This is a genomic window from bacterium, from assembly GCA_019695305.1.
Taxonomy (GTDB): Bacteria; UBA10199; UBA10199; order UBA10199; family JAIBAG01; genus JAIBAG01.
This window is the reverse complement of sequence record JAIBAG010000012.1, coordinates 62,218-75,870: the sequence shown is the minus strand read 5'-3', so window position 1 is coordinate 75,870 and position 13,653 is coordinate 62,218. Positions and strand designations below refer to the sequence as shown.

The window sequence follows — 13,653 nt, the reverse complement described above, 5'->3', positions numbered from 1 at the left end:
TGGAAGGTGGTACGGGAACTTTGGCAAACACCGGGGGATATACGGTTGCTGGTAAAACGGGTACTGCTCAAAAAGTAAATCCAGCTACTAAAACCTACGATGAGCATAATTTTGTGAGCTCCTTTATTGGATATGTTCCGTCCAAAGCTCCTGAGTTTGTTATTTACGTGGTATACGATTCGCCGCAACCCCAACATTATGGAGGGGTGGTGGCAGCACCTGTATTCAGACAAATTGCAGAAGAAGCTTTGGCTTACCGTGGTGTAGCTCCCGATAAAAAAGTGATGGTGGCCGCCAAAGACAAAAAAGAGGCGGCGCAGCACGATTAAGTTCATGAAAATTTCGGAACTTGTTAACAACATCGAGTGTTTAGAAAAAAGAATGATAGACGATGGTACCGTAACCGACATTGTCTACAATTCAAAGCTGGTAAAGCCAGGGGCTGTATTTGTAGCTATTGCGGGGCTTAACTCCGATGGCCGCCATTATGTTCCTGATGCTGTTACGAAGGGTGCTTCTCTTATTGTGACTGATGGAATGCTCTTTGATAATTTGAAAGTTTCTCAAATCCGGGTTTTGGGAGCGCGTGAAGCTCTTTCTTGTATGGCGGCTTCCTTTTTTAAGGAGCCTACCCGCAAGGTTTATGTAGCGGGTGTAACGGGAACTAATGGTAAAACAACACTCACTTATCTTTTAGAGGCTCTCTGGCAGGGGAGAAAAACAGGTATTGTGGGTACTATCAACACCCGTTATGCAGGCCATGTAGAAGAAGCCACACACACAACTCCTGAATCCCGTGATTTGCAGAATATTTTTTTAAAGATGATTGAAAACGGTGTCACTCATGCCGCTATTGAAGCTTCTTCTCATGCTATTTATCTTAAGCGTGTAGAGAATGTTCATTTTAACTGCTGTATTTTTACAAACCTTACACAAGACCATTTGGATTTTCATACAAGTATGGAGGAGTATTTTAGCGCTAAAGAAAAATTGTTCACCCGGATTCTAAAACAAAGCGTTAAACAAGATAAGTTAGCTATTGTACATGGTGATGGGCTTTACGAAGAGAAATTAATTAAAAAAATAAATGCAGAGTCAATTCCTTTAGCAACCTACGGGTTTTCTAACAACAATAATTTGTATCCTAAGCAATATGTACTCAATGCCTCCGGATTTAACGGAACGTTCTTATGGGATGGAAAAGAAATTTTTATAGAATCTAGCCTCATGGGCCGTTTTAATATGCTCAATGTTATGGCGGCTATGATGGCTGCACGTCATTCTGGTGTAACTGACAAAGATATTGTGGCCGGAATAAAAAAATTTACACATACGCCCGGACGGTTAGAACGCGTTAATGATAGGAGTGGTCGTCATATTTTTGTGGATTATGCGCACACGCCTGATGCTATTAAAAATGTGATGGAAACTTTGCATGAATTAAAAAATAAAAAATTGCTTGTGGTTTTTGGATGTGGCGGCGATCGTGATCCTACCAAGAGGCCTAAAATGGGATTTGAAGCAGCCCGTTTAGCCGATATATGTGTTGTTACTTCCGATAACCCCCGCACCGAAGATCCAGATCAGATTATTAAAGAAATTATCCCGGGTCTTGATAAGGCCGGTATTAAACCCTTTGACGGGCAAAAAGGTTTTTTGGTTGAGGTTGATAGAAAAAAAGCGCTCCAAAAAATTATACAAATATCGGGAAAAGACGACATTATTTTGGTTGCGGGAAAAGGGCACGAAGACTATCAGATTATCGGTCGTACCAAGACGCATTTTTCGGATCAGGAAATATTGAGGGAATTAGTACAATAATGGAATTGACCTTACAGGAAATTATCACTGCCACTGGTGGCAAACTTATAGCCGGTAATCCGGCTCATACAATCACGCGTGTTTCTACCGATACGCGGACGGTAACAAAGGGAGATATCTATTTGGCTTTAAAAGGAGCTCGATTTAATGGGCACAATTTTTGTGATGAAGCCTTAAAAAAGGGAGCCCAAGGTCTTATTGTTTCCGAAAACGCAAGTTACACCCAAGCACCTTTTGTTCTTTTAGTTGCGCATACCGAAAAAGCCTTGGGAGACATTGCGCATGCTTGGCGTAAGAAATTTTTAATCCCTGTTATTGGTCTTACTGGCAGTAGCGGCAAAACTACCACCAAAGATATGATGGCTCTGCTTCTTTCGGCAAAAGGAGCTGTTTGTAAAACTGAGGGGAATCTCAATAATTTAATAGGTCTGCCACAAACCATGATGACGCTTACTGCATCCCATCAATTTGCTGTATGGGAAATGGGGATGAATCATTTTGGAGAGATTGACCGTTTGGCGGAAATGGCCCAGCCCGATTACGGGCTTATCACAAACATTGGGCATGCCCATTTGGAAGGTTTGGGCAGTATTGAAGGTGTGGCCAAGGCAAAGGGTGAATTATTTTTACGTCTTTCTCCCAAAACCACCGCTTTTGTAAATGCTGATGATGCTCGCGTGCTGGCTTTGCCCACGCAGGCTCAAAAAATTTTGTATGGGAAAAATCCCAAAGCTGATATCCAACTTAAAAAAATTACCTATACCCCAAACGGGATGGAAGTGGTTGTAGAACACAAAAAAAGCTTTACCTATCAGCTTCCCTTTGTAGGCGAGTACTTGGCTCAAAATTTTTTGGCGGCATCATCGGTGGCGCTTACGTTGGGCTTAACTGACGATAACATACAAAGAGCCATTCTCAATTTTCATCCAGGCAAAATGCGGGGAGAAGAAACTAAACTTAAAAATGGAACGATTCTTGTTGTGGATTGTTACAACGCTAATCCTGATAGCACCAAGGCAGCTTTAAAGGCGGTGAGTGATAAATTTCCGTCACAAAAAAAACTGGCTGTTTTGGGAAGTATGCTGGAACTGGGTAAAAATTCGCCAGCACTTCATCGTGAAGTAGGCGGCTATGCGGCCGATACTGGGTTTAAGTCTTTATTTGCTTTTGGCCCTGAGGGATCATTACTGGCCGATGGTTTTGCAAATAAAGCCCAAACTTTTGGTACCATTGAGGAACTTTCAAAAGCAGTACAAAAAGAATTAACCGGGAACGAAATTGTTCTCATTAAAGGCTCACGCGGTATGCAAATGGAACGTGTGGCTGAATTGTTAAAAAACGACATCGGAGTATAAATGCTCTATCACTTTTTATATCCCCTTCACGAGATGTGGGGCGGGTTTAATGTTTTAAAATACATAACCTTTAGAACTTTTGCCGGCCTTCTGACGGCCATGGTGTTTTACTTGGTTTTAGGCAAGCCCTTTATCCGCTACTTGCAAAAAAAACAGATGAAGCAGGTGATTAGAACCGATGGCCCCGAATCGCATTTGAGCAAAAAGGGAACGCCCACCATGGGTGGGGCACTTATTTTACTGGCGGTGATGTTTTCGGTTTTTCTGTGGGGTAATTTTTTAAGCCCGTACACCTGGGTGTGTCTTTTTGTTTTTTTGGGGATGGGGCTTGTAGGTTACATCGACGATTACATCAAAGTAATTAAAAAAGACCCCAAAGGTTTTCCAGGGCGCTATAAAATTATTATTGAAGTGTTTATTTGCCTGGTTGCTTCCCTCTACATGTACGGTTACTTGGGGCTTGAAACTAAACTTCATTTTCCATTCTTTAAAAATTTTACTCCCGATTTAGGTGTGGCCTATCTCTTTTTTACTATTTTTGTGGTGGTGGGAACTGCTAATGCCGTTAATTTAACTGACGGTTTAGATGGGTTAGCTGCGGTCCCTTCTATTACGTCTTTTGCTACTTATGCTTTTTTAGTTTACGTGGTGGGCAATAGTATTTTTTCGGAATATTTACAAATGCCTTATGTAAAAGATTCGGGTGAAGTGGCCATTGTGTGTGGATCGGTGGTGGGGGCTACTGTTGGTTTCTTGTGGTACAACGCCTATCCGGCAGAAATTTTTATGGGCGATGTGGGCTCGCTGGCTTTGGGTGGGCTTTTGGGGCTGGTGGCGCTGATTACGAAACAAGAACTTCTTTTAATTATGGTGGGTGGATTATTTGTGGTGGAAACGCTCTCGGTAATCACCCAGGTGTTGTCGTTTAAATTAACCGGCAAGCGTATTTTTAAGATGGCGCCGCTGCATCATCATTATGAGCTAAAAGGATGGAGTGAGCCTAAAATTATTGTTCGGTTTTGGATTGTATCATTCGTGTTGGCATTGGCGGCTTTGGCGACAATGAAATTGAGATAAGAGTAAGTATGACAAAAAAATACGGCATCATAGGATTAGGAATTACCGGTATGGCCTTGGCCGATTATTTTGCGCGTGAAAATATTCCCTTTTACGGCTTTGAAGAAAAATCACGTGCTAATTTTGAGGCCGCTCAAAAGAAATATCCCAATCACACTTTTTATTTTGAAAATTTTCCTGATGTGCTTTTAGATGAAACGCAAAGCCTTATGTTAAGCCCCGGCATTCCCTATGAACGTTCTTATATTAAGGCTGCACAGCAAAAGAAAATACCGCTTGAAGGAGAATTGGAACTGGCGTCTCAAAAAATTAAGGGCCAGATAGTTGCCGTTACCGGTACTAATGGGAAATCAACCACAGTATCGCTTATTCATCATACCTTAAATCTTGCGGGTGATGTTTCTAGTCTTAAAGGAAATATTGGGTCACCCCTTATTACAGCCGTACATGAAAATCCAAAAAGTTTTTATGTAGTGGAAGTGTCTAGCTATCAATTAGAAACCATCAAAACGTTTAAGCCTAAAATATCGATTATGCTTAATGTGACGGCCGATCATTTAGAGCGTTACGACGGCATGAATGCCTATGCTGCAGCCAAAGAAAGAATTTATGAAAACCAGAACGCAAGCGATTTTAGCATCATCAATCAGGACGATCCTTATGGTGTGCGGATGATAAAAGCTTGCAAGGCCCAGGTTCTCACTTTTAGTTTAGTGTCTAAGGTAAAAGAAGGCGGCTATGTAGACGGCCATACTATGGTTATCAATTGTTTGGGGCGTCACGAAACATACAATTTAAAAGAGGCCTCACTGGTGGGTCTTCATAATTACGAAAATATGCTTGCTGCCACCTTGGCACTTACCGCGTTAGGCATTTCGCAAGCTCAAATTACAAAAGGCCTTCAAACTTTTAAAGCGTTGCCGCATCGTTTGGAATTGGTGGGTAATTATAAGGGTGTAAAATATTACGATGATTCTAAAGGTACTAATGTAGGGTCTGTTGTGATGTCACTGGCTTCTTTTGAAAACCCGGTGCTACTCATTATGGGAGGGCGTGATAAGGGCGGTGATTATGCTCCATTAAAAGGTTTGGTAAAAGGCAAGGTAAAGCATTTGGCCGTTATGGGGGAGGCGCGTGATATTATTGAGAAAGCCTTTTTGGGTGTGGCGCCTCTTACTAAAAATGAAACTATGAAAGAAGCGGTGGAAGTATGTGTAAAGCACTCTTCTGCAGGAGATGTGGTTTTACTGTCGCCGGGTTGTTCGTCGTTTGACCAATATAAAAATTACGCCGAACGGGGTGATGATTTTAAGAAGTGGGTAGAATTTTATGCAAAATAAGGAATGATCGTGAGGTTTATTTTATTTTTTTCTTAAAACCGAAAGCCTCTATGAGATGACGTCCTCACCAGTGCAGGTTGAAAGAGTCTACCGTATGAAGGGGTGAGGACTTAAAGGTGGGCTACAGTTTTAAGAAAAAAATAAAATAAACCTCACGATTAAGTTGTTTTGGGAGAATTTAAGAATGAGAAGATCCATTAACGAAAAAAAGGTATACCGCAGTTTTGATATTTATCTCCTCATGGTTACCCTCATTCTTGTGTTTGTGGGGATGATTATGGTGTTTTCTAGCTCTGCGGTTTCGGCTGAGCATAACTACAGCGATAGTTATTTTTATCTCAAAAAACAGGCTCTGTTTATTTGCGTGGGCTTAACTCTTTTGTTTTTTACAAAAAAAATTCCCTATAAAGCATATTGGAAAATTGTTTATCCCCTTCTTGTTCTCAGTTTTTTAGCGCTTCTGTTTGTATTGGCTGTGGGGCATGGGGGTACGTCGGAGGGTGTGCATCGTTGGATTCGTATTGGGCCATTTTCATTTCAGCCTTCCGAGCTGGCAAAGCTTACCACCGTTATTTTTGTGGCCTATGCCCTGGCTAAAAAAGGGGAGAAAATTAAGGAGTTTTCCAAAGGCTTTTTGCCCGTTATTGCTATTAGCGGAATTTATATTTTGCTCATTTTAATTCAAAAAGATTTGGGAGGAGCACTCACGCTTGCCATTATTGTGATGCTGATGCTTTTTGTGGCAGGAACGCGACTTGCCTATATTTTTGGAGCGTTTTTGGCAGCACTGCCCGTTCTTTATTTTGCCATTTTTTCAGTAGAGTACCGTCGTAAACGTATTATGGCTTTTTTAGACCCTTGGCAGCATCAAATGGATTCGGGGTTTCAGGTGATTCAGTCTTTTGTCGCTTTTCAATCGGGTGGTGTTACCGGAGTGGGCCTGGGTGATGGTAAACAAAAACTATTTTATTTACCCGAAGCTCATACCGACTTTATTTTTTCGGTGATAGGCGAAGAATTGGGGCTTTTAGGTGTGCTTTTAGTTATCACACTTTTTACTGTTTTTATTTTTCGCGGGCTTCTTATTACATTAAAAACAAAAGATTTATTTGGGATGTATTTAGCTTTTGGCATTACCGCTCTTATTGGAGTGCAGGCTTTTTTTAACATGGCAGTGGTGATGGGACTTCTTCCCACCAAGGGGTTGGCTTTGCCGTTTATTAGTTACGGGGGGTCGTCTTTAATGGTGAGCTTGATGGCGGTGGGAATTCTACTCAATATTTCTACGGCAGATCCGCACGAGGCTTGAGGGGACAAAAGTAAAAAGTGTGATTTTATTTTTTCTAAAGAATTAAAAAAGCCTTTATTAGATGACGTCCTCACAAGTTCTGTAAAGCCAGGCTAATGGGTAGTAAGGTGAGAACTAAAAGGTGGGCTATATATTTTTTTAGAAAAAATAAAATCACACTTTTTACTTTTGAAGATTACAATATTTTAAATAAAACATGATTTCAGGAAAAAAAATCATCATTGCCGGAGGAGGAACAGGAGGTCATTTGTTTTCGGGCTTGGCTGTGGCCGAAGTGTGGACAAAAGACGGCGGTGATGTGGTTTTTGTTGGTACCGAGCGCGGGATTGAAAAAAAGTTGGTGCCTCAATATGGCTATAAAATAAAGTTTATAGATGCCAAGCAACTTAAAGGTCATGGATTGGGGCAAAAATTAAAGGCTCTTTTTAGTTTGCCTCGCGGGCTTATACAAAGTTTTAAAATTTTGCGTTCCGAAAAACCATCGGCAGTATTAGGGATTGGCGGGTATGCATCTGGGCCGCTTGTGATGGGGGCATTTTTTTTAGGGATTCCTACAGCCATTATTGATCAAAATTCCATTCCCGGTTTTACAAACCGTATTTTGGGAAAAATAGCCAAGCTGATTTTTTTAAATTACGAAAATGCCACAAAATATTTTTCAAAAAATGTTTATGTTACAGGTAATCCTGTGCTATCTGCCCGTATTCCAGCCTCCCACGCTTATCAGCCTGTGAATACTCTTACTATTTTAGGAGGGTCGCAGGGAGCGAGGGCGGTAAATGAAAAAGTGATGGCAGTACTGCCTTCATTGGCCAAAAAATATCCCGATTTAAAAGTGATTCATCAAACGGGCCCGGCCGATTTTGAAAGTGTTAAAAAGGAATACGCAGCGATGACGCTTAACGTTACTGTGGCTCCTTTCTTTGATAATTTGGATGAAGTGCTAAGCCAAACGGGCTTATTACTGGCGCGCTCGGGTGCTGGTACCATGACCGAAGTAGCCTTGTGGGGTTTGCCATCGGTACTTATTCCGTTTCCGTTTGCGGCCGATGATCACCAAAGGCTTAATGCACAGGAATTTGTGGATCATCATGCAGCAATATTGTTAAACCAAAATGAGGCCACGCCTGAAACATTACAAAATATTTTGGACGATTTATTGGGGAATAAGGAAAAAAGAATGATAATGGCTAAAAAAGCTTTTGATTTGGCAAAACCCCGTGCAGCACGAGATGTAGCTGATAAAATGAGTAAGATGGTGGCATAAGCATGTATAAAAAACTTAAAATGCATTTTGTTGGTATTGGTGGGGTAGGCATGAGCGGTATTGCCGAAGTGCTTTTAAATTTAGGTTATTCTGTGTCGGGCTCGGATGCAAAATCGAGCGATAACACCAAAAGACTAAAACGCTTGGGAGCTAAGGTTTATTACAAACATCAGGCCACTAATATAGATGATGCTCAAGTGGTGGTGGTAAGTTCGGCCATTAAAAAGGATAATCCCGAACTTGTGGCAGCCGCTGCCAAACATATCCCTATTATTCAACGCGCCGAAATGTTGTCTGAACTGATGCGTTTTTCTAAGTACGGCATTGCCGTAGCAGGCACGCACGGCAAAACAACAACTACCTCGCTTATTGCCAGTATCTTGTATAAAGCAGGTCTTGATCCCACAATGATTATTGGTGGGCGTGTTAACCACTTTCGCTCTAACGCCCGTTTGGGTAAAGGCGATTTTATGGTGGCCGAATCGGACGAATCGGACGGTTCTTTTCTTAAATTATCGCCCACTATTGCTGTGATTACCAATATCGACCGCGAGCACATGGAGTTTTATAAAACTTTCGACAATGTGGTGGAGTGTTATAGGCAATTTGCCAACAAGGTACCTTTTTATGGTACCTGCATCATGTGTATAGACCACCCTGTTGTGCGCGAGTTAATGCCTAAAATTGAAAAGCGCGTACTCACCTATGGTTTTTCGGGCGAAGCGCAAGTGATGGCTTCCAATATTAAAACCGAAAACGGGCATACCTTTTACGATCTCACTCTTTTTAATGCTCCCAAAGGGCGTGTAACCCTTAATATGTTGGGCGAGCACAATGTGCTCAACTCGCTGGCGGCATTTGCCGTAGCATCCGAGCTCAATATATCGTTTGCCAAAACATGCCAGGCGTTAAAAAGTTTTAAAGGAGTTCACCGGCGTTGCGAAGTGTTGCTTACCACCTCTCAAGTCACTGTTATTGATGATTACGGCCATCATCCCGAAGAAATTAAGGCCACCATTAAAACTATTCGTGAAGGTTTTGCCGGCCGTTTGGTTACTGTATTTCAACCACACCGCTACAGTCGTACCGAAGATTTGTATGAAGAATTTGTAACCTGTTTTGATCGTACCGATGTGCTGATTATGACCGATATTTACTCGGCAGGAGAAGCGCCCATTAAAGGTATTGAAGCTGCTCAATTAGCTCAAGATATTGCTAGGCGAAGCGGGAAAGAGATTCATTATGTAAAAAATGACCGGCATGTGGTGGACAATATCTTAAAATTTGTGCAGCCACAGGACATTGTTCTCACGCAAGGGGCGGGCGATATCACAAAAATTGGCAAAGAACTGGCAAAAAAGTTGAAGAATGCAGGTGTACTAGTATAAAAAGAATATAGCACCGTCACATTGGCAACTACTGTTCTGGATTATGACGGAAGAAAGGTTTTATGGAGACGCAAGCTATGAGTGATTGGAAAGAAGAAATTTTAAAACGTTGGGTAAAACCTGAAAAAAATAATTTTACCCTATCGGATGAGCTGCGCGACAAATTACTCACCTGTTTTAAAGGCGATATTAAATTTAACGAACCCATGAACGAGCACACCTCTATCCGTATTGGCGGTAAGGCGGATGTTTTTTTAAAGCCGTCGGGTGTAGATGATATTGTTGCCATTTTTAAATTGGCGCGTGAACAAACCTTGCCGCTCACTTTGTTTGGTTCGGGCAGTAACACTCTTGTGAAAGACAAAGGCATCCGTGGGCTTGTGGTATCGGTGGTGGGGGTGCTTAATCAATTTGAGGTTTTGTCTCAAAACGAAAATAACGCCGATGTGCAGGTAGGGGCCGGGCTTGGGATTACGGCATTTGTTAATAAATGTGCCGAAGTACGATTAACCGGTATGGAGGCACTAGTGGGTATTCCCGGATCTATGGGAGGTGCTATGGCCATGAATGCCGGTGCGCGTGGCGTAGAAATAGCCGATATTATCCGCGAAATTTGTATTTTAACCGAAGAGGGTGAGGTTAAAACCATTTCAAGAGAAAAACTGGATTTTTCGTACCGCAAGCTGAAACTGCCCAAAAACACCATGATTTTATCGGGCATTTTTAGACTTAATGTTGGTGCTCAAGAGGATATTGAAAAATCGATTTTAGAATTTAAGAAAAAGCGCGTGGATACTCAGCCTCTTAATTATCCCAATTTTGGTTCGGTGTTTAAAAATCCGGAACCGGCTAAACCCGGTAAAAAAGCCGTGCATGCGGCAGTTCTTATTGAAGAATCGGGTTTAAAAGGCATTAGAGTAGGCGGTGCCCGTGTATCGGATAAGCACGCCAATTTTATTATTAACGAACGTGACGCTACGGCCAAAGATGTGATGGTGCTCATGAATTTGGTGCGCGATAAAGTTAAGGAAAAAACCGGTGTTGTGCTGGATCCCGAAGTAAAAGTTATTGGAGAATAAGATGAAAGTAGCAGTTTTATACGGTGGCTTATCTAAAGAACGTGAGGTGTCGTTGCGTTCGGGTGCTGCTGTGATAAATGCGCTTCAAAATAAGGGTTATGCCGTTACCGGCATTGATTGTGCCGATAAAACCTGGATAAAAACCATTGAGGAGGCCAAGGTAGACCGTGCTTTTTTGGCTCTTCATGGCAAATTTGGTGAAGATGGCGCTATCCAGGGGGCTTTAGAATGGCTTAAAATTCCTTATACCGGTTGCGGTGTTTTTAGCTCGGCGCTTTGCTTTAATAAGCAAGCCACCAAAAGTGTGCTTCAAAATATTGGTATTACCATGCCGCAGGGAACGGTGTATTCAACCGCACAAGCCGTAGACGATTTTGTAGCGGCGTTCAAGATGAATTACCCTGTTATTGTGAAACCCAACACCGAAGGCTCCTCCATTGGCTTGGGTAGGGCCGCCAATGCCCAAGAATTAACAGAGGCTCTTAAAAAAGCTTCGGCTTTTGATCACGATATACTCATAGAAGAACTTATTGAAGGCAGAGAAGTGACCTCGTCGGTGCTTAATGGCAAGGCGCTTCCCTTAATTGAAGTGCGTCCCAAAAGTGGCGTGTACGATTATTTGTCTAAATACACCAAGGGCATGACCGATTATTTGGCCCCGGCGCCATTGGATGAGGCTATTAGCCGTCAAATTGGCTTTGAAAGTGAAAAAATTGTTCGCGAATTAGGCTGTGAGGGGGCTGTTCGTATCGATTACATGTTAAATCGTCATCTAAAACCCTATTTTTTAGAAGTGAACACCATTCCTGGCATGACCGAAACCTCACTTTTGCCCAAGGCGGCGGGATGTGTGGGACTTAGTTTTGAAGAGCTGTGTGAGCAAATTTTACAGGCAGCACGACTTAAAATATGATGTTTAAACGCAAACAAATTAATCGCAAAATTAAAAAGCGGCCCAATATGTACCGCATGAAACGCAGTTTGATGGATTGGATCAAGCTGTATGGCACCGGTTTTGCTGTTATTGTGCTGGTGGTAGTGCTCTACCGTTTTTTTGCATACTCCAATTTCTTTAAAATAGAACGTGTGATGGTGAATGGTCATTTAACCCACACCACACCCCAAGAAATTTTGGCTTTAACGGGTCTTTCTGTGGATAACTCACTCTTCTCGGTAGACCTCCCTCAAGTTATCCACAACGTCAAGCGTGAGCCTTGGATAAATTTTGTGAGTGTTCGTCGGATTTTTCCAGACAAGATTGTTTTAGATGTGGTAGAGTATGTTCCATCGGCAATTTTAGCTCTTAAAGATGGATCGGGATCTCGCTCTTATTTTTTGGTAAACGAAGACGGAAAAATTTTTAAGAGCATTAAAAATGTAAACGAATACAAGTTGCCGGTGGTCACAGGGTTTGAAAAAGAAAAATTGGAAAAATTTCCAAACTTTTTTGCATCAAAACTAAATTCGGTCTTCCAATTTTTGAAAGATTTTAATATGAAGGAAGGACTGGAAGATGTGAAGGTTTCCGAAATTAACTATAACGATACCGATGGCCTTACACTGGTTTGTAACACAAGTAAAAATCCTCAAAACAAAATCCAAATTTATTTTGGAGTTGGCGACTATGCGCCAAAATTTTCTAGTCTGGAATTGTTTTTAAAACAGACAGAACAAGAGGGAGTTGTGTACCGTAGAGTTGATTTGCATGTAGATGGAAAAATTTTTGCGCGGCTATAAAAGTTCTTAACGGGAGAGAGAAATGGCGAAAAAAGACAACATCGTTGTCGGGTTAGATATAGGAACAACAAAAATCTGTGCCATTGTGGGTGAAATTACTCACGACGGTATCGATATTATTGGAATTGGATCCCACCCTTCGCGGGGCCTTAAAAAGGGGGTTGTGGTTAATATTGAAGCCACGGTGGAATCTATAAAAAAAGCCATTGAAGAAGCCGAGCTGATGGCCGGCTGTGATATTACCTCCGTATATGCCGGTATTGCCGGAGGGCATATTAAAGGTATCAATAGTCACGGTATTGTGGCTGTTAAAAATAAAGAAGTAAGTGAAAATGATATTACTCGCGTGATTGATGCTGCTCAAGCGGTAGCTATTCCTATGGATCGCGAGGTTATTCACGTTATTCCCCAAGAATTTATTGTAGACGATCAAGACGGTATTCGTGAGCCTTTGGGTATGTCGGGTGTTCGTTTGGAGGCTAAAGTTCATATTATTTCGGCTGCGGTTACCAGTGCCCAAAATATTGTAAAATGTGCCAACCGTTGCGGATTAAATGTAGATGATATTGTGTTAGAGCCATTGGCCAGTTCCGAAGCCGTGCTCACGCACGATGAAAAAGAATTAGGGGTTGTTTTGGTGGATATTGGCGGGGGAACCACTGATATTGTAATTTATTCAGGTGGCAGCATTGTTTACACCAATGTACTCACTATTGGGGGTAATCATATTACTAACGATATAGGCATTGGGCTGCGCACACCTCCTACAGAGGCCGAAAAAATCAAACAAAAATATGGTTGCGCTTTGGCTTCTATGGTGCATAAAGATGAAACCATCGAGGTTCCTTCGGTGGGTGGCCGCAAACCCCGTATTTTATCGCGCCAAATCCTTTCCGAAATTATTGAACCCCGTGCCGAAGAGATGTTTGCCTTGGTACGCCAAGAAATTATCCGTTCGGGTTTTGAAGATAAAATTGCAAGCGGTGTGGTGATTACCGGTGGTGCTACCATTTTACAGGGGATGCCGGAGTTAGCCGAACAAGTTTTTGATTTTCCTGTGCGTCGTGGTACTCCGCGTGGCATTGGTGGCTTGGTTGATGTTGTAAAAAGCCCCATGTACTCTACCGGAGTAGGATTAGTGATGCATGGAAGCCGCATGCTGCATGATAGCCGCTTTAAGGTACGCGATGATGGTGTGTATCAAAAAGTAAAGCAGCGCATGAAAAACTGGATTTCTGAAATTTTTTAGTTTGTAAGAGGTATCTTGTTATTGGGATGAC

12 protein-coding genes are annotated in these 13,653 nt (G+C 42.0%); all 12 read left to right on the top strand.

All coding sequences use genetic code 11. The features are described 5' to 3' along the window. A partial coding sequence (locus K1X76_07220) for a penicillin-binding protein (GenBank protein MBX7148864.1) occupies positions 1–329 on the top strand: 329 nt, incomplete at its 5' end. Between the two features lie 4 nt (positions 330–333). Continuing rightward, the gene (locus K1X76_07215; protein ID MBX7148863.1) at positions 334–1,821 is read left to right on the top strand and encodes a UDP-N-acetylmuramoyl-L-alanyl-D-glutamate--2,6-diaminopimelate ligase; all 1,488 of its coding nucleotides are present in this window, start codon (positions 334–336) and stop codon (positions 1,819–1,821) included. Next, on the top strand, positions 1,821–3,176 hold the full coding sequence (locus tag K1X76_07210) for a UDP-N-acetylmuramoyl-tripeptide--D-alanyl-D-alanine ligase (GenBank protein MBX7148862.1): 1,356 nt from the start codon (positions 1,821–1,823) through the stop codon (positions 3,174–3,176). Before K1X76_07215 ends, K1X76_07210 begins: the two co-directional genes overlap by 1 nt. Further along, the gene (gene mraY / locus K1X76_07205) at positions 3,177–4,253 is read left to right on the top strand and encodes a phospho-N-acetylmuramoyl-pentapeptide-transferase (protein MBX7148861.1); all 1,077 of its coding nucleotides are present in this window, start codon (positions 3,177–3,179) and stop codon (positions 4,251–4,253) included. An 8-nt stretch (positions 4,254–4,261) separates the two neighbouring features. Further along, on the top strand, positions 4,262–5,593 hold the full coding sequence (gene murD, locus K1X76_07200; protein MBX7148860.1) for a UDP-N-acetylmuramoyl-L-alanine--D-glutamate ligase: 1,332 nt from the start codon (positions 4,262–4,264) through the stop codon (positions 5,591–5,593). A gap of 184 nt (positions 5,594–5,777) precedes the next feature. Beyond that, positions 5,778–6,902: a putative lipid II flippase FtsW gene (gene ftsW, locus K1X76_07195; GenBank protein MBX7148859.1), complete on the top strand. Its 1,125-nt coding sequence runs from the start codon at positions 5,778–5,780 to the stop codon at positions 6,900–6,902. Between the two features lie 196 nt (positions 6,903–7,098). Next, entirely contained in the window at positions 7,099–8,169 is a 1,071-nt protein-coding gene (gene murG, locus K1X76_07190; GenBank protein MBX7148858.1) for an undecaprenyldiphospho-muramoylpentapeptide beta-N-acetylglucosaminyltransferase, read from the top strand. Positions 8,170–8,171: 2 nt separating this feature from the next. Then, complete coding sequence (murC, locus tag K1X76_07185; protein MBX7148857.1) at positions 8,172–9,557, top strand: UDP-N-acetylmuramate--L-alanine ligase; 1,386 nt, start codon at positions 8,172–8,174, stop codon at positions 9,555–9,557. A gap of 62 nt (positions 9,558–9,619) precedes the next feature. Beyond that, on the top strand, positions 9,620–10,636 hold the full coding sequence (gene murB / locus K1X76_07180; GenBank protein ID MBX7148856.1) for a UDP-N-acetylmuramate dehydrogenase: 1,017 nt from the start codon (positions 9,620–9,622) through the stop codon (positions 10,634–10,636). Further along, entirely contained in the window at positions 10,626–11,549 is a 924-nt protein-coding gene (locus tag K1X76_07175; protein MBX7148855.1) for a D-alanine--D-alanine ligase, read from the top strand. The genes murB and K1X76_07175 overlap by 11 nt, the downstream gene beginning before the upstream one ends. Further along, positions 11,546–12,373, top strand: coding sequence for an FtsQ-type POTRA domain-containing protein (locus tag K1X76_07170; protein ID MBX7148854.1), 828 nt, complete (start codon positions 11,546–11,548; stop codon positions 12,371–12,373). The genes K1X76_07175 and K1X76_07170 overlap by 4 nt, the downstream gene beginning before the upstream one ends. Positions 12,374–12,395: 22 nt before the next feature. Next, the gene (gene ftsA, locus K1X76_07165) at positions 12,396–13,622 is read left to right on the top strand and encodes a cell division protein FtsA (GenBank protein MBX7148853.1); all 1,227 of its coding nucleotides are present in this window, start codon (positions 12,396–12,398) and stop codon (positions 13,620–13,622) included. The last annotated feature ends 31 nt before the right edge of the window (positions 13,623–13,653 follow it).

Bases quoted from the DNA above. Each gene is read 5' to 3' on its own strand.
- K1X76_07215 (MBX7148863.1), top strand. From the start codon at position 334: ATGAAAATTTCGGAACTTGTTAACAACATCGAGTGTTTAGAAAAAAGA.
- murD (MBX7148860.1), top strand. From the start codon at position 4,262: ATGACAAAAAAATACGGCATCATAGGATTAGGAATTACCGGTATGGCC.
- murB (MBX7148856.1), top strand. From the start codon at position 9,620: ATGGAGACGCAAGCTATGAGTGATTGGAAAGAAGAAATTTTAAAACGT.
- murG (MBX7148858.1), top strand. From the start codon at position 7,099: ATGATTTCAGGAAAAAAAATCATCATTGCCGGAGGAGGAACAGGAGGT.
- K1X76_07170 (MBX7148854.1), top strand. From the start codon at position 11,546: ATGATGTTTAAACGCAAACAAATTAATCGCAAAATTAAAAAGCGGCCC.
- murC (MBX7148857.1), top strand. From the start codon at position 8,172: ATGTATAAAAAACTTAAAATGCATTTTGTTGGTATTGGTGGGGTAGGC.
- ftsW (MBX7148859.1), top strand. From the start codon at position 5,778: ATGAGAAGATCCATTAACGAAAAAAAGGTATACCGCAGTTTTGATATT.
- ftsA (MBX7148853.1), top strand. From the start codon at position 12,396: ATGGCGAAAAAAGACAACATCGTTGTCGGGTTAGATATAGGAACAACA.
- mraY (MBX7148861.1), top strand. From the start codon at position 3,177: ATGCTCTATCACTTTTTATATCCCCTTCACGAGATGTGGGGCGGGTTT.
- K1X76_07210 (MBX7148862.1), top strand. From the start codon at position 1,821: ATGGAATTGACCTTACAGGAAATTATCACTGCCACTGGTGGCAAACTT.